We start from the raw sequence: 18,585 nt of genomic DNA on the forward strand, positions 1-18,585 counted from the left end.
GCCGGATTTTTTTGGCAGGGGAATTTTCACTAGGAGAGCACCATGACTATCGACACGATAGCGGCCGCCTCCGCGGCCAGGATAGACAAGAGTTACGTGTCTGCGGACACGCCGCCGGCGCGTCCGGCAACGCCACGTGCAGCAACGGAAAACGGCACGGCTGCATCACAGCCAGCCAGCAAGGAACCGAGCCGCGAGCAATTGAACAAGGCGGTATCGGAGCTGAACCAGTCGTCGCAAATAAAAACGCAGGGTCTGGAATTTTCCATCGACGAAGACAGCCAGCGCACGGTGGTCAAAGTCATCGATCAGGAAACCAAGGAAGTCTTGCGCCAGATTCCCACCAAGGAGGCGCTGGAACTGGCCAAGACCTTCAACTCGGCCAAAGGCTCCTTGATCAGTCAGAGCGCATGAAGATGGGATTACCCACAGACATACAGCTTCGTGGCGATACGCATCTGCATGACACCGGGGCCCGATAGCCTGGCTATCCGGCCCCGCATTTTTACCATAATTGCAATAACATTTCCAGCCCCGCTCCCGATTTTTTGTTCCCGCTGAAAACAGCGCGGTAAATCCCCCTCTCAAGTCCTGATTGATTCTGCCGATAACAGCTTATATTAGCGTTTTCCTAGGAGCATTCCGTGGCCATCACCCCTACAATATCATCCGTTGGCATCGCAGCCGGCGCCAGCGGTCTGGACGTGAACGCCATCATCGACAAGCTGATGAACGCAGAAGCGGCGCCACTGGGTACTTTTGACAAAAAAACGGCATCCTACCAGGCCAAGCTCAGTGCGTTAGGAACACTCAGCGGCTCCGTCAGCAGCTTCCAGAGCTCGCTGTCGGCACTGACCAACTCGAATAACTTCCGCGCCGTCAGCGCCACGCCATCGGATCCGCTGGTCCTGACGGCCAGTGCCGGCGCCAAGGCCGTGGCCGGCAGCTATAACATCAATGTCTCCCAACTGGCCCAGGCGCAGACGCTGACGTCGGGCGGCATGGCCAGCAAACTGTCGACCATCGGCAGCGGCGCCAAGACGACGGTATCCTTCCAGCTCGGTTCGCTCGCCGGCGGCACCTTCGGCGTAACGGGCACGACGCTGGGCGGCAGCACCCTGCTCACGGGTGTGAGCAACGGCTCCGTGATCATCAATGGCACTGCCATCCCGACGGATGCCAGCACCAAGAGCGCGCGCGCGCTGGCGGACGCCATCAATGCCAAGAGCAGCACCACGGGCGTGACAGCCACGGCCCAGCCGACGGCCAGCAGCGCCAGCATGTTCACCGGTTTCGGCAGTATTGCCACCGGCGCGGACGGCACCTATACACTGTCGGTGGGCGGCATCGAGATCGTCACCCAGGGCAACGGCGTCGCTGCGGGCGGCGGCATCACGGCCGCTTCGCTCGATACGACACTGGCTGGGCCGAACGCCGTCTCGAACGCACTGGCGGCGGCGAATATCACCGTCACCGGCACGGCAGCCGGCGGCAACCTGCAATTTACCCGCGCCGATGGCTCCAACATCAATATCGAGGAAGTCGTCACGGGCAGCGTCACGGGCGGCATCGGCCATGCCGCCAATTCCACCAACGACGGCTCGAACGTGACCATTGCCAGTTCGATCACCCTGGCCTCGGGCAATGCCAGCCCCATCACCATCGCCGGCAGCAATCCGGCAGCAGCCGGACTCACGGCAGGCTCGGGCGGCGCCTACATGAATACCAACTTTACCCAGGATGGTACGCAGGCCACCGGGTCGGTGGTGATCGACTCCACCAACAACACTTTGCAAGGCATACGCGACGCCATCAATAACGCAGGCCTCGGCGTTACCGCCAGCATCGTGTCCGACGGTAGCGACAAGCCGTATCACCTAGTGCTCAGCTCGACCAAGACAGGCGCCAATTCGGCCATGAAGATTTCGCTCAGCGGCAGCGATGGCCAGCCCGCCGACAGCGCCCTGACCAATTTGTTGTCCTATGATGCGTCCGGCACGCAAAACCTGAAGCAGAACAGTGCAGCGCAGAACACGATGTTCAGCGTCAACGGCATTGCCATTACCAGCAGTTCGAACAGCGTCGATACGGCCATCGAAGGCGTCACCCTGGGCATTACCAAGATAGGCACTTCCAATTTATCGGTAGCAAAAGATACCACGACGGTCAAAACCAGCATCACCGCCTTCGTCAAGGCCTACAACGACCTGAATACCTCGATCAGCAAGATGACGGCATACAATCCCGACACCAAGACGGGTGGGGTGTTACTGGGAGACGCAACCGTTAAATCGATCCAGAGCCAGTTGCGCAGGCAGCTGGGGGCGCCGATTACCGGTCTGAACAGTAGCATGAGCACCTTGAGCCAGGTGGGTATTTCCTTCCAAAAAGATGGTAGCCTGAGCCTGGATACCAGCAAGCTCGACAAGGCAATCAGCACGAACTTCGGCAACATCGCCGGCCTGTTTTCAGCCATCGGAGCAACCACCGACAGCAATGTGGCTTTCACCAGTTCGACGGCCGCCACCAAACCCGGCACCTATGACCTGACCATCACAACCATGGCCAGCCAGGGCTCACTCACGTCGCTCGGCGTGCTGCCCGCCAGCACCACGATTGCCAGCGATACCGTCTGGAACGTCACGCTGAACGATACGGATCCCTCGGCGGCCAAGAACACGGCCCAGGTGACGATACCGGCAGGTACTTACACTCCGGCGCAGATGGCGTCGCTGATGCAGTCCTCCATCAACGGCGTGAAAGCCTTTTCGGACAATGGCGCATCGGTCTCGGCTTCGATCGATGGCACCGGCAAACTGGTCCTGGCGTCGAGCCGATTTGGTTCGGTATCGAACCTGGCCTTGAGCAGCAATACGGGCACGGCGGTGAGTGACCTGTTCGGTGCAGCCACCCCCCTCAAAGGCGCCGACGTGGCCGGCACGCTGGGAGGACAACCGGTCATCGGCTCCGGTCAGACCCTGACGGGCGCCGCCGGTTCCCCGGCCGAAGGCCTGAAGATTGAAGTGACGGGCGGCGTCACCGGTTCGCGCGGCACGGTCAGCTTCTCGCAAGGCTATGCCTACCAGCTGAACAACCTGGCCACGTCCTTCCTGGGCACGGACGGCATGATCACCGGACGCACGAACGGCATCAATGAAACCCTGAAGTCGGTGGCGGCGCAGCGCGACAAGTTCAGCGCGAAACTGACCGACATCGAAGCGCGCTACCGCGCCCAATACACGCGTCTCGACGTGACGCTGAGCAAACTGCAGTCCACGCAAACCTATTTGACCCAGCAGCTGGCCGCCATCGCCGCCAACCGTTAAGCGCTATCATCAGGAGAATATATGTTTGGAACCCAACAACGCGGCGTCAACGCCTATGCCAAGGTGGGCCTGGAAACGGGCATCGTCTCGGCCTCGCCGCACAAGCTGATCGTGATGCTGTACGACGGCGCCCTGGTGGCCGTGCTCAGTGCGCAAGTGCACATGAAATCGGGCAATGTGCCGGAAAAAGGCAAGTCCATCTCGAAAGCCATCCAGATCATCGACAATGGCTTGCGCGCCAGCCTGGACAAGGAAGCGGGCGGCCAGATCGCCGAAGGCCTCGACGCCCTGTATGAATATATGAGCGCGCGCCTGCTGGCGGCCAATATCCGCAACGATCTTGGCATGCTGGAAGAAGTGCAGCGCCTGCTGACGGACCTGCGCGACACCTGGAACGCCATCGGTTCCACGCCCGCCGCCATCCCCGGCGCCGATTTGAAACGTATGCCCAGCCTTGTGAGCGCCTGACCCATGATGACGAATCAAGAAGTCCTGACCACCTACGAAACCATGCAGACCCTGACGGGCCAGATGGTGACCGCCGCCGGCAACGCCGACTGGGTCCAGCTCGAAGCGCTGGAGCAGCAAGTGAGCGCGCACGTGGCGGCGCTGAAGGCGAATGAAGAAAAAGTCGTGCTGGAAAGCGCCGGCCGCCAGCGCAAGGTCGCCCTGATCAAGCAGATCCTCGAAGACGACCGCAAGATCCGCGACCTGACCATGCCGTGGATGGCGCAATTGTCCAAGCTGATCAACAGCACCGGCACCGAGCGGCGCCTGGCCAACGCCTACGGCGTCTAGACGCCCCCGGGGCAAGGTTACCTATCATGTTGCCGAAGATGGATGCGATCGGCATGACGCCCTTGACCCCGGTCAAGGGCACGCGCCCGGCCGACACGGTCGCCGACCCGCGCCAGGCCGAGTTCCAGCGCTCGCTGCAGGGGCTCATCGGCAAAGCCATGCAGGGCCAGGTGCTGGCCCGCATGGGCGACGGCAGCTTCCTGGTGCGCGTGGCCGGCACGCCGGCCCGCATGCAGCTGCCCGCCGGCGCCCAGCCGGGCGCTGAGATTCCCCTGACCTTGATCGGCATCAATCCCCGCCCCTCTTTTCAAATCGGCAGCACCCGCGACCAGCCCGCCAGCACCGTGCTGACGTATGCGGACGCGGAAGCCGAACCCGACGCGGCCGAAGCGCGCGGCCCCCAGGCCGGCGCCGCCCAGGCCGGCACGCGCGCCAGCAGCACGGCCGCCACCCTGCTCAGCCGGGCGCCGCTGACGCCGGCCAACCTGCTGCCCGACCTGGCCGGCGACACGCCCGCGCCGGAACTGAGCACCACCGCGCGCGCCATCAGTAGCGTACTGAGCCAGGCGGAAAGCGCGCCCGGCGCGCCCGTGGCGCTGGTCGGCAAGACGCCGCTGATGGCCGCGCCGGGGGCCAATCCGGCCCAGGTGGCGCAAAAACTGCAGGAGGCAGTCGGCAGCAGCGGCCTGTTCTACGAATCGCACGTGGCCGAATGGGCCGAAGGCAAGCGCGCGCTGGCCTCGCTGCAGCTGGAGCCGCAAATGCAGAAGGCCGCGCCGGGCGAGATGGCAAAGACGGGCACCGACCTGGCCTCGGCACAATTAATCAATTTGCAACTACACACCCATGAGCAGGCGCGCGTGCAGTGGCAAGGCGAAGCCTGGGCGGGCCAGAAGATGCAGTGGGATATCAGCCGCGATGCGCCGGAAGGCGGGCAGCACGAGGGCCGTGACGGCAACGAGGAAGCGGCGGCCTGGCGCAGCAGCGTGCGCTTCCAGTTTCCCCTGCTGGGCGACCTGGCCGCGCAAGTGCTGCTGCAAGGCGGCCGGGTGGCCATCCAGCTGCAAGCCGGCAGCGAAGGCAGCGCCGAGACGCTGCGCCGGCACGCGGCGCGGCTGGAAGCATCGCTAGCCGCGGCCGGCTGGCCCCTGGCGTCGTTGACGATCGCCGGCCAGGACACTGCCGCGCCACCGGCGGCGGGAGACGGCGATGCTTGACGACACCAGGCGCAAGGTGCCGCAGACGGCCGTCGCCCTGGCCTACCAGAGCGGCACGGCGGCACCCAAGGTGGTCGCCAAGGGCAGCGGCCTGATCGCGGACCAGATCATCAGCACGGCGCGCGAACATGGCGTCTTCGTGCATGAATCGAAGGAATTGGTGGCCTTGTTGATGGATGTCGACCTGGACCGCCAGATTCCGCCTGGCCTGTATCGGGCGATTGCGGAACTGCTGGCCTGGTTATATCATATTGAATCTGCGAATGGCGGCCCCATCCCGCCGCCGCCCGACACCAGCTTTCTTCCCATCGATACATAGACAGGCATCAATGCAAGCACATATTATGGATTCCGGCCTCGAAAACTGGCACGACTTTGAAGTGGAATCACGGCGGGAAATCATCGCCTTGTTGCGCGGCATCAGCGAAAAGAACCAGCTGATCCGCATGCTGATCCATGGCGAATCCGATGTGTGCGTCACTTCGATCCTGGAAGTCGATGCCGAGCACAATACCGTCATCCTCGACCGCTCCGTAAACGCCGACCAGAACCGGCGCATGGTGGCCGCCACCGGCATCTCGTTTGAAACCTCGCTCGACAAGATCCGCATCCTGTTTGCCAGCGCCCTCGTGGAAGAGTGCAACTATGGCGGCACGCCCGCCCTGAAAATTGCCATTCCAGAAACACTGATCCGCCTGCAGCGGCGCGAGTATTACCGCATGACGACGCCTGTCAGCAATCCCGTGCGCGTCTCGATTCCCCTGCCGCCCTCGCTGGGCGGCGCCGACACCCTGTTTCCGCTGGCCGACATCAGCTGCGGCGGCATCGCCATCCTCGACAATAAACTGATGCTGGGCGAAACCATCGGCAGGGACTACCCGGGCTGCCGCATCGACTTGCCCGACGTCGGCATCGTCACCGCGACTTTGCAAATTCGCAACTCGCTGGACATGACATTGCTCAACAATAAGCTGAACCGCCGCCTCGGCTGCCAGTTCGTCGACCTGCCGCGCAGCATGCTGGCGCACGTGCAGCGCTATATCACGCGGCTCGAACGCGAGCGCAATGCCAGGATGGCGGGACTGGGTTAATTCAATCCGGAGTCAAAGCTTAACGTTTCGCAAAAGCGTAGCGAGCGGCGATGATTTGCGGCCGAGACGCGCAGCTGTGCTATAGCACAGCGGGCATCGCAGGCCGCAAAGCGCGCCGCGCAGTAGCTTTGGCGAGACGTTAAACTTGCATATTCATGATGTCATGATATGCAGAAACCAATTTATTGCGCACCTGCACCGTGGCCTGGAATTCGATGCTCGACTTCTGCATCGCCACCATCACGTCCGACAGGCTGACTTTCTCGTCGCCCATGGTAAAGCGCTGGCCCAGCGCCGATGACGCCTTCTGCGCGCCGCTCACGGAATCGAGCGCGCTCTTGAAGGCGTCGGCGAAGTTCACCTTGGCCGCCGGCGCCTCGGTCTGGATCGCCGGTATTTTCGCCTCCGGCCGCGTGGCCGCCGACTTCAGTTGCGCGATCATCGCCTCGATCCTGCTGCTATCGATACCGCCTGTTTTCACTTTGCCTCCCGATTCTGGTCAATTCCTGCCTGTTGCACCCAGAGAACAAAACTCTAGCCTGCAAGGCAACGACGGGTACAATATCTTCCGTCACATGTTGCCAGGGTTCCACAATACCAGCGCCAACGCCAGCCGCTCGGCCGAGCAGGCGGCGAAAGCGCCTTCTATTTGGACGATTGAAGCGCGTGACAGTGGCGGATAATTCTGCAAATCGCCCCCTCCTCCTCAGGAAGCGGCCCCCACGCACCACCCAATACCCGTCAAACCACGCGCCCTGGAAGGCAATCATGGCTGTAGCCGAAGAAATCGATGTGAACCGCATACCACCGGAGCCGGCGCCCGCCCGCTCGCCCGTGGAATCCGTGCAAGCCTTCGCCAAGACCCCGATGGGCAAGAATTTCCTGCGCGGCCTGGGCGTGGCGGCACTGATCGCCATCGGCGTGGCCCTGTACATGTGGAACCAGCCGCCTGAATACAAAGTCCTGTTTTCCAACTATACGGACCGCGACGGCGGCGCCATCACCGCGTCGCTGGACCAGCTGGGCATCAAGCACAAGTTTTCCGAAGGCGGCGGCGCCATTCTCGTGCCCACCGAGCAAGTCCACGATGCGCGCCTGAAACTGGCCGCGCAAGGCTTGCCGAAAGGCGGCAACGTGGGCTTCGAGCTGATGGAAAACCAGAAGCTGGGCGTATCGCAATTCCTGGAACAGGTCAATTTCCAGCGCGCGCTCGAAGGCGAACTGGCCAAATCCATCGAATCGGTGTCCGCCGTCGACACGGCGCGCGTCCACCTGGCCCTGCCCAAACCGTCCGTCTTCGTGCGCGACCAGCAAAAACCGACGGCCTCCGTGCTGCTGAACCTGCACCCGGGCCGCGGCCTCGACCAGCTGCAGGTGAGCGCCATCGTACACCTGGTGGCGTCGAGCGTGCCGGAGTTGCTGCCGATCAATGTCACCGTGGTCGACCAGGCCGGCACCCTGCTGTCGAACCAGGAAAAGGACAAGGACCGCGCCAACGGCGTGAAAAGCCTGGACCCGAACCAGCTGAAATACGTGCAGCAGCTGCAGCAAAGCGTGATCAAGCAGGTCGAATCGATCCTGCTGCCCATCGTCGGCGAAGGCAATGTGCGCGCCGAAGCGACGGCCGACGTGGATTTTTCGCAAAGCGAGCAGGCGGCCGAAACCTACAAGCCGAACTCGCCGCCGGAAGCGTCCACCATCCGCAGCCAGCAGACGAGCGAATCGACGGGCGCCGGCAATGCCAACCCGTCCGGCGTGCCCGGCGCGCTGTCGAACCAGCCGCCCGGCGTGGCCACGGCGCCGCTGACGGCGGAAGCGCCGGGCGCCCCGGGCGGCGCGCCGACGGCGCCCACGCAAAAGGAATCGACGACGAATTACGAAGTCGACAAGACCGTGCGCTACGAACAGAAATCCATGGGCGGCCTGCGCCGCCTGTCCGTGGCCGTCGTCGTCAATTACCGCCGCAGCTTCGACAAGGATGGCAAGGTCACGGTCAAGCCGATTTCCCCGGCCGAAATGGTCCAGATCAACAATCTGGTCAAGGAAGCGATGGGCTACAACAAGGAGCGCGGCGACAGCTTCAGCGTGGCCAACTCGCCGTTCGACGGCATCGACCGCGCGCCGGAAGGCAAGCTGGAGTGGTGGCGCGACCCGGCCAACTTGCCGCTGGCCAAGGAATTGGCGAAATTCCTCATCACGGCCCTGATCCTGTTGTACATTTTCATCAAGATCGTGCGCCCGATGCTGCGTCCCGTGATGCGCAAGATCGACGATTTCGGCGCCCCGCCGCCCGTCATCGAGCCGGAGCTGCCGAAGACGGAAGAAGAAAACGAGGTTCTGCTCAGCGAAGCCGAGCTGGAAGAACTGGAAGAAGACACGGCGCGCGGCTACCGCGAAAACCTGGCCATGGCCAGGAAGCTGGCGCAGGAAGACCCGCGCGTGGTGGCCAACGTAATCAAAGCATGGGTGGGCAATAATGAGTGAGACAACGGGACTGCAAAAAGCGTCCATCCTGATGCTGGCCCTGGGCGAGAGCGAAGCGGCCGAAGTGATGAAATTCCTCGGTCCGCGCGAAGTGCTGAAACTGGGCGCCGCCATGGCCACCATGAAGGGCATCGCGCACGAGCAGGTGGTCGAGGTGCTCGGCGACTTCCGCGCGCAGACGGAACTCAATTCCACCGTCGGCCTCGATTCGGACGAATACATCCGGCAAGTCCTCACCAAGGCGCTGGGCGACGACAAGGCATCCGTGCTGCTGTCGCGCATCCTGGGCGGCAAGGACGCGTCCGGCATCGAATCGCTGAAATGGATGGATTCGCAATCCGTGTCCGAGCTGATCCGCAACGAACACCCGCAGATCATCGCCACCATCCTGGTCCACCTGGAGCGCGACCAGGCGTGCGAAATCCTCGGCCACTTCACGGACCGCCTGCGCAACGACGTGGTGCTGCGCATCGCCACCCTGGACGGCGTGCAGCCGGCCGCCTTGCGCGAACTCAACGATGTGCTGACGAAACTGCTGTCCGGTAACGAAAACATCAAGAAATCGTCGCTGGGCGGCGTGCGCGCGGCGGCCGAGATCCTGAACTTCATGAGCGGCGAGCAGGAAGGCTCCGTCATGGACAATATCAAGAACTACGACAATGACATGGCGCAAAAGATCATGGACGAAATGTTCGTGTTCGACAACGTGATCGATATCGACGACCGCGGCATCCAGCTGCTGCTGCGCGAAGTGCAGTCGGAAATGCTGATCATCGCCCTGAAAGGCGCTTCGCAGGAGCTGCGCGACAAGATCTTCAAGAACATGTCGCAGCGCGCCGGCGAGATGATGCGCGAAGACCTGGAATCGAAAGGCCCCGTGCGCCTGTCGGAAGTGGAATCGCAGCAGAAGCAGATCCTGCAGATCGTGCGCCGCCTGGCGGACGAAGGGCAGATCGTATTAGGCGGAAAAGGCGAGGATTCGTTTGTCTAACTTAATTCCCAAAGAGCAACAAACCGCCTACCAGCGCTGGGAAATGACCTCGTTTGGCGACGAGCGGCCCAGCGTGGTGGCGGCGCGCAAGCTGCTCGAGCCCGATCCCGAAACGGAGCTCGATGCCTACGGCGAGCCGCACGAGGAAGAACTGGCGCCGCCTCTGGAATACCCGACGCAGGAAGAGCTCGACGCCATCCGCGAGGAAGCGCGCGCCACCGCCTTCGACGAGGGCCGCGCGGCCGGCTATGCGGAAGGCCATGCGGCCGGCCATGCCGACGGCCATGCGCAGTCGTACGCGGAAGGCAAGGCGGCCTCCGCCGTGGAGCTGGCGCACCTGCAAACCATCGCCGTCGACTTCGGCACGGCCGTGCAGCAGGCCGACGAACTGATCGCCAATGAAGTGATGGAACTGGCCCTGCAACTGGCCAAGGGCATGCTCAAGTCAGCCTTGCCCGTGCGCCCGGAGCTGATGCTGCCGCTGGTGCGCGAAGCCATCGAATATTTGCCAGTATTGCAACAACCGGCCTTGCTGATGCTCAATCCCGACGATGCGCAAGTGGTGCGCGACGGCATCGGCGACGAGCTCGACAAGGGCGGCTGGCGCGTCATCGAAGACCCGAGCGTGGAACGCGGCGGCTGCAAGATCGATACGGCCAGCAACCAGATCGACGCGCAGACGTCCACGCGCTGGCAGCGCCTGATGCATGCGCTGGGCAAAGACCTGGACTGGCTGGCGCCGTGAGCGAGCCCGTCAAAGGCCCGGCTGCCCATGCGGCGCGCTGGCGCGCCTACCTGAACGACTGCACCGCCGTGGTCGGCTTCGTCGAGCCGATGCAGGTGTCGGGCCGGGTCACGCGCGTGGCCGGCCTGGTGATGGAAGCCGTGGGCCTGCGCCTGGCCGTGGGCGCCGCCTGCACCGTGCCGCTGCCCAATGGCGGGCGGGTCGAGGCGGAGGTGGTGGGTTTTGAGGGCGACCGCCTGTTCCTGATGCCGCAAAGCGACGTGGAAGGCATCGTGCCCGGCACGCGCGTGTTTTCCGTCGAACCGGCCATCCCCCGCCCCGGCAGCGTGGCGCATCCGCGCCGCCGCCCCAGCGACCGCGCGCGCCACCTGCCCGTGGGGCCGCAACTGCTGGGCAGGGTGCTCGATGGCGCGGGCCGCCCGCTGGATCAGCTGGGGCCGCTGCACACGAGCGACAGCGCCCCCATCAACGTGCGCCCCGCCAATCCCCTGGGCCGCGCGCCCATCGTCGCCACCCTGGACGTGGGCGTGCGCTCGATCAACGCCATGCTGACCGTGGGCCGCGGCCAGCGCATGGGCCTGTTCGCCGGTTCCGGCGTGGGCAAAAGCGTGCTGCTGGGCATGATGGCCCGCTACACGGAGGCGGACGTCATCGTCGTCGGCCTGATCGGCGAACGCGGGCGCGAGGTCAAGGAATTCATCGAGCAGATTCTCGGCGCCGAAGGCCTGGCCCGTTCCGTCGTCGTGGCCGCGCCGGCCGACACGCCGCCGCTGATGCGCCTGCAGGGCGCCGCGTATGCGACGGCAATCGCCGAACACTTCCGCGACCAGGGGCAAAACGTGCTCTTGATCATGGATTCGCTGACCCGCTACGCCATGGCGCAGCGCGAAATCGCCCTGGCCATCGGCGAGCCGCCCGCCACCAAAGGCTATCCGCCGTCCGTCTTCGCCAAGCTGCCCGTGCTGGTGGAGCGGGCCGGCAATGGCGAGGAAGGCGGCGGCTCGATCACGGCCTTCTATACCGTGCTGACCGAGGGCGACGACCAGCAAGACCCGATCGCCGATTCGGCGCGCGCGATTCTCGACGGGCATATCGTGCTCAACCGGCGCCTGGCCGAGGCGGGCCACTACCCGGCCATCGACATCGAACAGTCGATTTCGCGCGCCGCCCACTCGATCACCACGCATGAACACCAGCAGCAGGCGCGCAAGCTGAAACAGCTGTATTCGCGCTACGAGCGCAGCCGCGACCTGATCAGCGTGGGCGCCTACAGCGCCGGCACCGACCCCGTGCTGGACCAGGCCATCGCCCTGCATGAAAAAATTGAAGCCTTCCTGCAACAGCAAATCACGGAACGGGTCAGCATGGACGAGAGCTTGGGGCAACTTACCGCTCTATTCGACTGATTAGGGCTTGCACACCGGGAATATAATCAGCCATGGCCTCTCCTTCCCAACTTGCAACCCTGATCGACCTTGCCCAGCGCGAGACGGACGATTGCGCCAAGCGCCTGGGCGCGGCCCTGAAAGCGCTCGACGATTGCCGGCAAAAGCTCGACATGCTGTCCGGCTACCGCGACGACTATGCCCAGCGCTTCGAGGCCACCATGAGCAACGGCATCACGCCCATGGCCTACCGCAACTTCCAGGCCTTCATGGTCAAGCTTGACAGCGCCATCCTGGGTCAGCAGCAAGTCGTCGAGCATGCGCAGGCGCGCAGCGAGAATGAAAAAATGCGCTGGCAGGCGGCCGAGCGCAAGCGCATGTCGTACACCACCCTGAACAACCGGGCACAGGAACAGGCGCTGAAACTGGAAAACAAGCGCGACCAGAAAGCAATGGATGAGCACGCGGCTCGACAAGCCTATTACAAACGCTAAGCAACACTGAGGCAGCATCATGCAAACCCAGCCAACCCCGATTTCCCAGATCGTCTCGCCGAACGCCACGCCCGGCCCGGCCAACCGCGCCCAGCAGCCATCCGGCGGCGGCGACGGCGACTTCCAGCGCACCCTGAACCGCCAGCTGGAACAGCGCCAGGCCAGCCGCAATGTTGCGCAGGCGCAAATGCAGCCCCAGCCGCCGGCAGCCCGCCCGGCGCCCGCCGCACCCGCTCCCGCCACGCCGGCGCCGCCAGCCAAGGCGGCAGGCGGCGAAGCCAGGCCCGCCGAGCAGGCCGTCGCGCAGGACAAGCCGGCCACGCCTGCCAGTGAAGCGGCCGCACCGCCCGCCAGCGACAGCAAGCCGGCCGACACCACGGCAGCGGCCGCCACACCGCCGACAACGCCGCCGCCGGCCGATCCGGCCGCGGAGATGCTGGCCCTGGTAGGCAGCATCCAGCTGGCGATCCAGCCACCGGCGGCAGCGGCCAAGGCCGTGCCGGAACTGCCCGCGCGCGCCGGCGGCGTCAAGGCCGACGGCAAGGGCCTGGCGGCAGGACCATTGCTGGCGGCGGGCCAGGGCAGCGGCAAGGCTGCCGCCGCCATCGCCACGCAAGCGGACAGCGGCGACTTTGCCGACAGCCTGGGCCAGGCCCAGGGCAAGGCGGCCGCCGGCAGCCAGCCCGGCGCCAGCGTGCCAACCGGCAAGGCCGAGCAAGGCAAGCTGGCCATCGACGCCCAGCTGGCGGCCACGGTCAAGGCGGGCGCCGCCATCGCCGAACCCGTCATCAAAGAAACCCCGGCCGACCTGAGCCGCCTGGCGGCCCAGTTGCAGCCGGGCGCCCTGCAGCAGGCGGCGGCCGCTGCGGCCGTGCCGGCCGACAAGCTGGCGGGCCGGGTCGGCACGCCGGCCTGGGACCAGCAACTGGGGCAGAAAGTCGTGTGGATGGCGGCCGGCGGCGACCAGAGCGCCACCCTGACCCTGAATCCGCCCGACCTGGGGCCCTTGCAGGTAGTCCTGACGGTTACCAACGACCAGGCCGACGCGGCCTTCATGTCGGCCCAGCCGGAAGTGCGCCAGGCGCTGGAAGCGGCCATGCCGCGCCTGCGCGAGATGATGAGCGAAGCGGGCATCGCCTTCGGCAGCGCCACGGTCTCGGCCGGCACGCCGGAACAGCAAAATCATGGCGAACGTGCGGCCCCGGGCGAACGCCGCGGCAATGGCCAGGGCGGCGGCGCGTCGGGTGGCGAGATCGCCATCGCGCCAGCGGCGGCCGGGCGCAGCCGGCCCAGCCTGAGTGCCGTGGATACCTTTGCCTGAGGACAATTCGTCGCCCGCGGGCCACAGGCGTGCCCCACAGCGTAACTTTTCGTATAAAAACAGTGAGTTGAGGGCGCTTCCGCCCTCTTTTCATTGCATCCTTCTGCGCAGAATTTGCCGATAATGACATAATGGCGTCGTGATCCACTTCCATGCACTCGAGTACCATTGAAAGCAAATCCAAAAATGAAAGCAGATCCGAAAGCAGATGCAGGCGTGGCGCCGGCCGGCGCGTCGAAAAAGAAGCTTCTGATCATCGTCCTGGCCGCGGTTCTGGTCGCGGGCGGCATCGGCGGCGGGGCCGCCTGGTATTTCCTGCACGGCAAGGCCGACAAGGAAGAAAGCGCGCCCAGCAAGAAGAAACATGCCGCCTCCAAGGCCGGACCGCCCGTCTTCGTGCCCATCGACGCCTTCACCGTCAACCTGCAGCCGGAAAACGGCGAACAGTACCTGCAGATCGCCTTCACCCTGCAGGCCAGCAGCCCGGAAGAAATGGACTTGATCAAGGTCAACATGCCGAAGGTGCGCAGCCGCCTGCTGTTGCTGCTGTCGGGCAAAAAGGCGTCGGAACTCAATACCGTGGAAGGCAAGCAGCAACTGGCGGCCGAAATCATCGGCCAGGTGAACCAGCCGTTCGAGGACAAGGGGCCGGAGCAGGACGTGACGGACGTATTATTTACCGCATTCATCATTCAATAAGCAGCCATGGCCGATAATTTCCTCTCCCAGGAAGAAGTCGACGCCCTTCTGAAGGGCGTCAACGGAGACCAGGACGACGCGCAGGCGCCGGAAGACGTCACGGGAGTTCGCACCTACAACCTGGCGACCCAGGAGCGCATCGTGCGCGGCCGGATGCCAACGTTGGAAATTATCAACGAGCGTTTCGCCCGCCTGCTGCGCGTGGGCCTGTTCAACTTCCTGCGCCGCAGCGCGGAAGTGTCCGTCGGTTCCGTGCGCGTGTCGAAATACAGCGAATTCATCCGCAACCTGGTGGTGCCCACCAATCTGAACCTGGTGCACATGAAGCCGCTGCGCGGCACGGCCCTGATGGTCTTCGATCCGGGCCTCGTGTTCCTGCTGGTGGACAACCTGTTCGGCGGCGACGGGCGTTTCCACACGCGCGTCGAGGGCCGCGACTTTACGCAGACGGAGCAGCGCATCATCCTGCGCATCCTCGACATCGTCTTCGAAGCCTATACCAAGTCGTGGGAGCCGGTCTTCCCCGTCGAGTTTGAATATATCCGTTCGGAAATGAATACGCAGTTCGCCAACATCGCCACGCCGAACGAGGTCGTCGTGGCGTCCACGTTTACGGTGGAACTTGGCTCCGTTTCCGGACAAATCCACTTCTGCATGCCGTATTCGATGATCGAGCCGATCCGCGATTCGCTGACCTCGAGCCTGCAGGGCGAGGCGCTGGAAGTGGACAAGCGCTGGATCCGCCTGATGACGCAGCAGATCCAGATCGCCGAAGTCGAGCTGGTGGCGTCGCTGGGCACGGCGCGCGTGTCGTTCGACGAGATTCTGAACATGAAGGTGGGCGACATCATCCCGCTGAACATCCCGGAACTGATCGCCGCCACCGTCGACGGCGTGCCCGTGATGGATTGCACTTACGGCGTGTTGAACGGACAATATGCATTGAAGGTGGAGAAACTCCTCGCCAATGCCGACAACATGAACAATCATTAAATAATGCACCCGGGCCGCGCTGCGGCCCGCATCTGTACAACAGGAGAAACACATGTCTGACAACCAAGACGACCAAAGCGCGGAAGACGATTGGGGCGCGGCCATTGCCGAGCAGGCCAAGGCGGAAGCCGAAGCGCTGCAGAACCAGGCCGCCAATACGGCCAGCGCCGCCAGCGCCGCCGTGTTCAAGGACTTTTCCAAGCAGGCGTCGAAGTCGGAAACGCACAACGATATCGATTTCATCCTCGACATCCCCGTGCAGCTGACCGTCGAACTGGGCCGCACCAAGATCGCCATCAAGAACCTGCTGCAGCTGGCGCAGGGTTCCGTGGTCGAGCTCGATGGCCTGGCCGGCGAGCCGATGGACGTGCTGGTCAACGGCTGCCTGATCGCCCAGGGCGAAGTGGTGGTGGTGAACGACAAGTTCGGCATCCGCCTGACCGACATCATCACGCCGTCCGAACGTATCCGAAAACTCAATAAATGAAGCCTGGACTGTTGATTTCCATCATGCTGCCGCTGGCGGCGGCGTGCTGCATCGCCCAGGCGGCGCCCGCGCCGGCGTCCGCAGCGGTTGCGGCGGCCAGCGCCGCCGTCGCCAGCGCGCCGGCCGAGGTTGCTGTTGAGAAAGCTGCGGCTGCGCCCGCCGCTGCCGCAACGGTCCCCGCGCCCGCCGCCGCCCTGCCCGCCATGCCGCCGGGCGCACCGATGACGATGGCGCCCGCGTCCTCCGCCGGCAGCCTGCTGCAAACCATCTTCGCGCTCGTCTTCGTCCTGGCCCTGCTGATCGGCCTGGCCTGGTTCATGAAGCGCTATGGCCCGAAAACCCTGGGCGGCAACAACAAGATGCGCGTCGTCAGCTCGCTCAACCTGGGTGGACGCGAACGCATCGTCCTCGTCGAAGTGGCCGACCAGTGGATCGTCGTGGGCGCTTCGCCCGGGCGCATCAACGCGCTGGCGACCCTGCCGCGCCAGGAAGGCGAGCTGCCCCAGCTTGCCACGGCGCAAAACGGCCCCGCGGCCGCCAATTTTTCCGAATGGCTGAAACAGACCATTGAAAAACGCAATGGGAAATAAGCAGGCAATGAAGCAAGTGACGCGGATGCAAGCGCAAGCATTGAGCAATATCAAGACTCCCCTGGCCTGGCTGCTGGCGGCCGCCGCCCTGGCCCTGCCGCTGTGGGCGCTGGCCGAACCGGGCATCCCCGCCTTCACCAGCACGCCGGCGCCCGGCGGCGGACAGAACTATTCGCTGCCGGTACAGACGCTCATCCTGATGACGTCGCTCACCTTCCTGCCCGCGGCCTTGCTGATGATGACCTGCTTCACGCGCATCGTCATCGTGCTGTCCCTGCTGCGCCAGGCCATCGGCACGCAGTCGGCGCCGCCGAACCAGGTGCTGGTGGGCCTGGCCCTGTTCCTGACCCTGTTCGTCATGGGCCCCGTGTTCGACAAGATCTATACGGATGCGTATCAGCCATATCAGGAAAACAAGATCACCATGCAGCAGGCGATGGACAAGGGCGTCGAACCGCTGAAAACCTTCATGCTCAAGCAGACGCGCCAGGCCGACCTGGCCCTGTTCGCCAAGATGTCGCGCTCGGCGGCCCTGCAAGGACCGGAAGACGTGCCGCTGCGCATCCTCGTGCCCGCCTTCGTCACCAGCGAGCTGAAAACGGCGTTCCAGATCGGCTTTGCCATCTTCATTCCGTTCTTGATCATCGACATGGTGGTGGCCAGCGTGCTGATGTCGATGGGCATGATGATGATGTCGCCGGCGACGATTTCGCTGCCGTTCAAGCTGATGCTGTTCGTGCTCGTCGATGGCTGGCAGTTGCTGCTGGGCTCCTTGTCACAGAGTTTTTACTAGGGGAATGCGATGACACCCGAAAGCGTCATGACCCTGGGCCGCCACGCCATGGAGGTCACCCTGATGGTGGCCGCGCCCATGCTGCTCGTCGCGCTGATCATCGGCCTGATCGTCAGCATCTTCCAGGCGGCCACGCAGATCAACGAGGCGACCCTGTCCTTCATCCCCAAGCTGGTCGGCATTTTCGTCGCCATCGTCGTGGCGGGACCGTGGATGCTGTCCGTCATGCTCGACTACATGCGCCAGGTCTTCACGGGCATCCCGAACCTGGTGGGCTAGCCGCTTGCCACCGGGGCACACGCCATGCTGACCCTGTCAAGCATTGAACTCAATACCTGGATCGCAGCACTGCTGTGGCCGCTTAGCCGCATCCTCGGCCTGCTGGCGGCCGCGCCCCTGTTCGGCAACGCGGCCGTGCCGCTCACCGTGAAGGTGTCGCTGGGCGCCCTGCTGGCCATGATCATCGCTCCCACCGTGCCGGCCCTGCCCGCCACGGACCCGATGTCGCTGGCCGGACTGCTGATCCTCACGCAGGAAATGCTGGTCGGCCTGGCCATGGGCTTTTCCATCCGCATCGTGTTTGCCGCCATCGAGATGGCCGGCGAGATCAGCAGCCTGACCATGGGCCTGGGCTTCGCCTCGTTCTTCGACCCGCAAACCAAGGGCCGCTCTTCCGCCATCAGCCAGTTCCTCGTCATGCTGGCCACGTTGATGTTTCTCACAGTTAATGGCCACCTGGTCTTGCTGGCGGCGCTGGCGGAAAGCTTTGTCAGCCTGCCCATCTCGGCTAGCCCCATCAGCGGCGGCGGCTTCCAGCAGCTGGCCGCCTGGGGCGCGGAAATCTTCCGTTCCGGCGTGCAGATTTCGCTGCCCATCGTGGCGGCCCTGCTGCTGACCAACGTGGCGCTGGGCATCCTGACGCGGGCCGCGCCGCAGCTGAACATTTTCGGCATCGGCTTCCCCGTCACCCTGGGCGTGGGCCTGCTGGTGATCGGCATGGTGCTGCCCTACCTGGCCACGCCCTTCCAGAACATGTTCCTGCGCGGCATAGAGACGGCACGCCTGCTGCCGCGCGGCTTTGCCACGCGCGACCGCCCGCCCCCGCCCGCGCCGCCGAATCCCTTGCGCCCGGCACGGCCTGCGCCGGCGCCGCTGCCGCCCGCGCGCTGAC

At 64.2% G+C, this 18,585-nt stretch carries 21 protein-coding genes; 20 read left to right on the top strand and 1 reads right to left on the bottom strand.

Going from position 1 to position 18,585, the window contains the following annotated elements; all coding sequences use genetic code 11:
* Positions 1–42 precede the first annotated feature (42 nt).
* The 7 genes from AC07VI_RS01585 to AC07VI_RS01615 all read left to right on the top strand — a co-directional run bounded on the left by AC07VI_RS01585 (position 43) and on the right by AC07VI_RS01615 (position 6,432).
* Positions 43–414 carry a flagellar protein FlaG gene (locus AC07VI_RS01585; protein ID WP_086146857.1) on the top strand — a complete coding sequence of 124 codons (372 nt, stop codon included), beginning with the start codon at positions 43–45 and terminating at the stop codon, positions 412–414.
* A gap of 230 nt (positions 415–644) precedes the next feature.
* Positions 645–3,326 carry a flagellar filament capping protein FliD gene (gene fliD / locus AC07VI_RS01590; protein WP_492995481.1) on the top strand — a complete coding sequence of 894 codons (2,682 nt, stop codon included), beginning with the start codon at positions 645–647 and terminating at the stop codon, positions 3,324–3,326.
* A gap of 21 nt (positions 3,327–3,347) precedes the next feature.
* Positions 3,348–3,794, top strand: coding sequence for a flagellar export chaperone FliS (gene fliS, locus AC07VI_RS01595; RefSeq protein ID WP_099419859.1), 447 nt, complete (start codon positions 3,348–3,350; stop codon positions 3,792–3,794).
* Between the two features lie 3 nt (positions 3,795–3,797).
* Complete coding sequence (locus AC07VI_RS01600) at positions 3,798–4,124, top strand: flagellar protein FliT (RefSeq protein WP_099419858.1); 327 nt, start codon at positions 3,798–3,800, stop codon at positions 4,122–4,124.
* Between the two features lie 26 nt (positions 4,125–4,150).
* Positions 4,151–5,341, top strand: coding sequence for a flagellar hook-length control protein FliK (gene fliK, locus AC07VI_RS01605; RefSeq protein WP_492995483.1), 1,191 nt, complete (start codon positions 4,151–4,153; stop codon positions 5,339–5,341).
* Complete coding sequence (locus tag AC07VI_RS01610) at positions 5,334–5,660, top strand: EscU/YscU/HrcU family type III secretion system export apparatus switch protein (RefSeq protein ID WP_492995484.1); 327 nt, start codon at positions 5,334–5,336, stop codon at positions 5,658–5,660. The genes fliK and AC07VI_RS01610 overlap by 8 nt, the downstream gene beginning before the upstream one ends.
* A gap of 25 nt (positions 5,661–5,685) precedes the next feature.
* Positions 5,686–6,432: a flagellar brake protein gene (locus AC07VI_RS01615; protein WP_086148527.1), complete on the top strand. Its 747-nt coding sequence runs from the start codon at positions 5,686–5,688 to the stop codon at positions 6,430–6,432.
* Between the two features lie 139 nt (positions 6,433–6,571).
* On the opposite strand, the gene fliE is transcribed toward AC07VI_RS01615, so the two are convergent.
* Complete coding sequence (gene fliE, locus AC07VI_RS01620) at positions 6,572–6,874, bottom strand: flagellar hook-basal body complex protein FliE (protein WP_226935476.1); 303 nt, start codon at positions 6,872–6,874, stop codon at positions 6,572–6,574.
* A gap of 326 nt (positions 6,875–7,200) precedes the next feature.
* Between fliE and fliF the strand changes: the two genes are divergently transcribed.
* From fliF to fliR, 13 genes are all read left to right on the top strand, one after another.
* Positions 7,201–8,916, top strand: coding sequence for a flagellar basal-body MS-ring/collar protein FliF (fliF, locus tag AC07VI_RS01625; protein ID WP_099374301.1), 1,716 nt, complete (start codon positions 7,201–7,203; stop codon positions 8,914–8,916).
* Positions 8,909–9,907: a flagellar motor switch protein FliG gene (gene fliG, locus AC07VI_RS01630; RefSeq protein ID WP_086148515.1), complete on the top strand. Its 999-nt coding sequence runs from the start codon at positions 8,909–8,911 to the stop codon at positions 9,905–9,907. The genes fliF and fliG overlap by 8 nt, the downstream gene beginning before the upstream one ends.
* 43 nt (positions 9,908–9,950) lie before the next feature.
* Complete coding sequence (locus AC07VI_RS01635; RefSeq protein WP_086148516.1) at positions 9,951–10,652, top strand: flagellar assembly protein FliH; 702 nt, start codon at positions 9,951–9,953, stop codon at positions 10,650–10,652.
* Positions 10,653–10,741: 89 nt separating this feature from the next.
* Positions 10,742–12,058 carry a flagellar protein export ATPase FliI gene (gene fliI / locus AC07VI_RS01640; RefSeq protein ID WP_226935478.1) on the top strand — a complete coding sequence of 439 codons (1,317 nt, stop codon included), beginning with the start codon at positions 10,742–10,744 and terminating at the stop codon, positions 12,056–12,058.
* A 32-nt stretch (positions 12,059–12,090) separates the two neighbouring features.
* On the top strand, positions 12,091–12,531 hold the full coding sequence (gene fliJ / locus AC07VI_RS01645; RefSeq protein ID WP_086148518.1) for a flagellar export protein FliJ: 441 nt from the start codon (positions 12,091–12,093) through the stop codon (positions 12,529–12,531).
* 19 nt (positions 12,532–12,550) lie between these two features.
* A complete protein-coding gene (locus AC07VI_RS01650) occupies positions 12,551–13,852 on the top strand; it encodes a flagellar hook-length control protein FliK (protein ID WP_226935379.1) in 1,302 nt (433 codons plus the stop codon).
* A gap of 186 nt (positions 13,853–14,038) precedes the next feature.
* The gene (gene fliL / locus AC07VI_RS01655) at positions 14,039–14,551 is read left to right on the top strand and encodes a flagellar basal body-associated protein FliL (protein WP_086148547.1); all 513 of its coding nucleotides are present in this window, start codon (positions 14,039–14,041) and stop codon (positions 14,549–14,551) included.
* A gap of 6 nt (positions 14,552–14,557) precedes the next feature.
* Positions 14,558–15,544 (top strand): flagellar motor switch protein FliM, encoded by a 987-nt coding sequence (gene fliM, locus AC07VI_RS01660; RefSeq protein WP_034754035.1) that lies wholly within the window; start codon positions 14,558–14,560, stop codon positions 15,542–15,544.
* 52 nt (positions 15,545–15,596) lie between these two features.
* The gene (fliN, locus tag AC07VI_RS01665; RefSeq protein WP_034754038.1) at positions 15,597–16,031 is read left to right on the top strand and encodes a flagellar motor switch protein FliN; all 435 of its coding nucleotides are present in this window, start codon (positions 15,597–15,599) and stop codon (positions 16,029–16,031) included.
* The gene (fliO, locus tag AC07VI_RS01670) at positions 16,028–16,621 is read left to right on the top strand and encodes a flagellar biosynthetic protein FliO (RefSeq protein WP_492995488.1); all 594 of its coding nucleotides are present in this window, start codon (positions 16,028–16,030) and stop codon (positions 16,619–16,621) included. Before fliN ends, fliO begins: the two co-directional genes overlap by 4 nt.
* Before the next feature lie 25 nt (positions 16,622–16,646).
* Positions 16,647–17,414 carry a flagellar type III secretion system pore protein FliP gene (gene fliP / locus AC07VI_RS01675; RefSeq protein WP_086148559.1) on the top strand — a complete coding sequence of 256 codons (768 nt, stop codon included), beginning with the start codon at positions 16,647–16,649 and terminating at the stop codon, positions 17,412–17,414.
* Between the two features lie 9 nt (positions 17,415–17,423).
* Positions 17,424–17,693, top strand: coding sequence for a flagellar biosynthesis protein FliQ (gene fliQ, locus AC07VI_RS01680; RefSeq protein ID WP_086148558.1), 270 nt, complete (start codon positions 17,424–17,426; stop codon positions 17,691–17,693).
* Between the two features lie 24 nt (positions 17,694–17,717).
* Positions 17,718–18,584, top strand: coding sequence for a flagellar biosynthetic protein FliR (gene fliR, locus AC07VI_RS01685; protein WP_086148557.1), 867 nt, complete (start codon positions 17,718–17,720; stop codon positions 18,582–18,584).
* Position 18,585 lies beyond the last annotated feature (1 nt).

It is taken from the genome of Janthinobacterium sp. GW821-FHT03A03 (genome assembly GCF_059421435.1).

Coding starts and splice junctions, on each gene's coding strand:
- fliK (WP_492995483.1), top strand. CDS start 4,151: ATGTTGCCGAAGATGGATGCGATCGGCATGACGCCCTTGACCCCGGTC.
- fliO (WP_492995488.1), top strand. CDS start 16,028: ATGAAGCCTGGACTGTTGATTTCCATCATGCTGCCGCTGGCGGCGGCG.
- fliS (WP_099419859.1), top strand. CDS start 3,348: ATGTTTGGAACCCAACAACGCGGCGTCAACGCCTATGCCAAGGTGGGC.
- fliQ (WP_086148558.1), top strand. CDS start 17,424: ATGACACCCGAAAGCGTCATGACCCTGGGCCGCCACGCCATGGAGGTC.
- fliM (WP_034754035.1), top strand. CDS start 14,558: ATGGCCGATAATTTCCTCTCCCAGGAAGAAGTCGACGCCCTTCTGAAG.
- fliN (WP_034754038.1), top strand. CDS start 15,597: ATGTCTGACAACCAAGACGACCAAAGCGCGGAAGACGATTGGGGCGCG.
- fliF (WP_099374301.1), top strand. CDS start 7,201: ATGGCTGTAGCCGAAGAAATCGATGTGAACCGCATACCACCGGAGCCG.
- AC07VI_RS01650 (WP_226935379.1), top strand. CDS start 12,551: ATGCAAACCCAGCCAACCCCGATTTCCCAGATCGTCTCGCCGAACGCC.
- AC07VI_RS01585 (WP_086146857.1), top strand. CDS start 43: ATGACTATCGACACGATAGCGGCCGCCTCCGCGGCCAGGATAGACAAG.
- fliE (WP_226935476.1), bottom strand. CDS start 6,874: ATGATCGCGCAACTGAAGTCGGCGGCCACGCGGCCGGAGGCGAAAATA.
- fliI (WP_226935478.1), top strand. CDS start 10,742: ATGCAGGTGTCGGGCCGGGTCACGCGCGTGGCCGGCCTGGTGATGGAA.
- fliJ (WP_086148518.1), top strand. CDS start 12,091: ATGGCCTCTCCTTCCCAACTTGCAACCCTGATCGACCTTGCCCAGCGC.
- fliR (WP_086148557.1), top strand. CDS start 17,718: ATGCTGACCCTGTCAAGCATTGAACTCAATACCTGGATCGCAGCACTG.
- AC07VI_RS01610 (WP_492995484.1), top strand. CDS start 5,334: ATGCTTGACGACACCAGGCGCAAGGTGCCGCAGACGGCCGTCGCCCTG.
- AC07VI_RS01600 (WP_099419858.1), top strand. CDS start 3,798: ATGATGACGAATCAAGAAGTCCTGACCACCTACGAAACCATGCAGACC.
- fliL (WP_086148547.1), top strand. CDS start 14,039: ATGAAAGCAGATCCGAAAGCAGATGCAGGCGTGGCGCCGGCCGGCGCG.
- AC07VI_RS01635 (WP_086148516.1), top strand. CDS start 9,951: ATGACCTCGTTTGGCGACGAGCGGCCCAGCGTGGTGGCGGCGCGCAAG.
- fliP (WP_086148559.1), top strand. CDS start 16,647: ATGCAAGCGCAAGCATTGAGCAATATCAAGACTCCCCTGGCCTGGCTG.
- fliG (WP_086148515.1), top strand. CDS start 8,909: ATGAGTGAGACAACGGGACTGCAAAAAGCGTCCATCCTGATGCTGGCC.
- AC07VI_RS01615 (WP_086148527.1), top strand. CDS start 5,686: ATGGATTCCGGCCTCGAAAACTGGCACGACTTTGAAGTGGAATCACGG.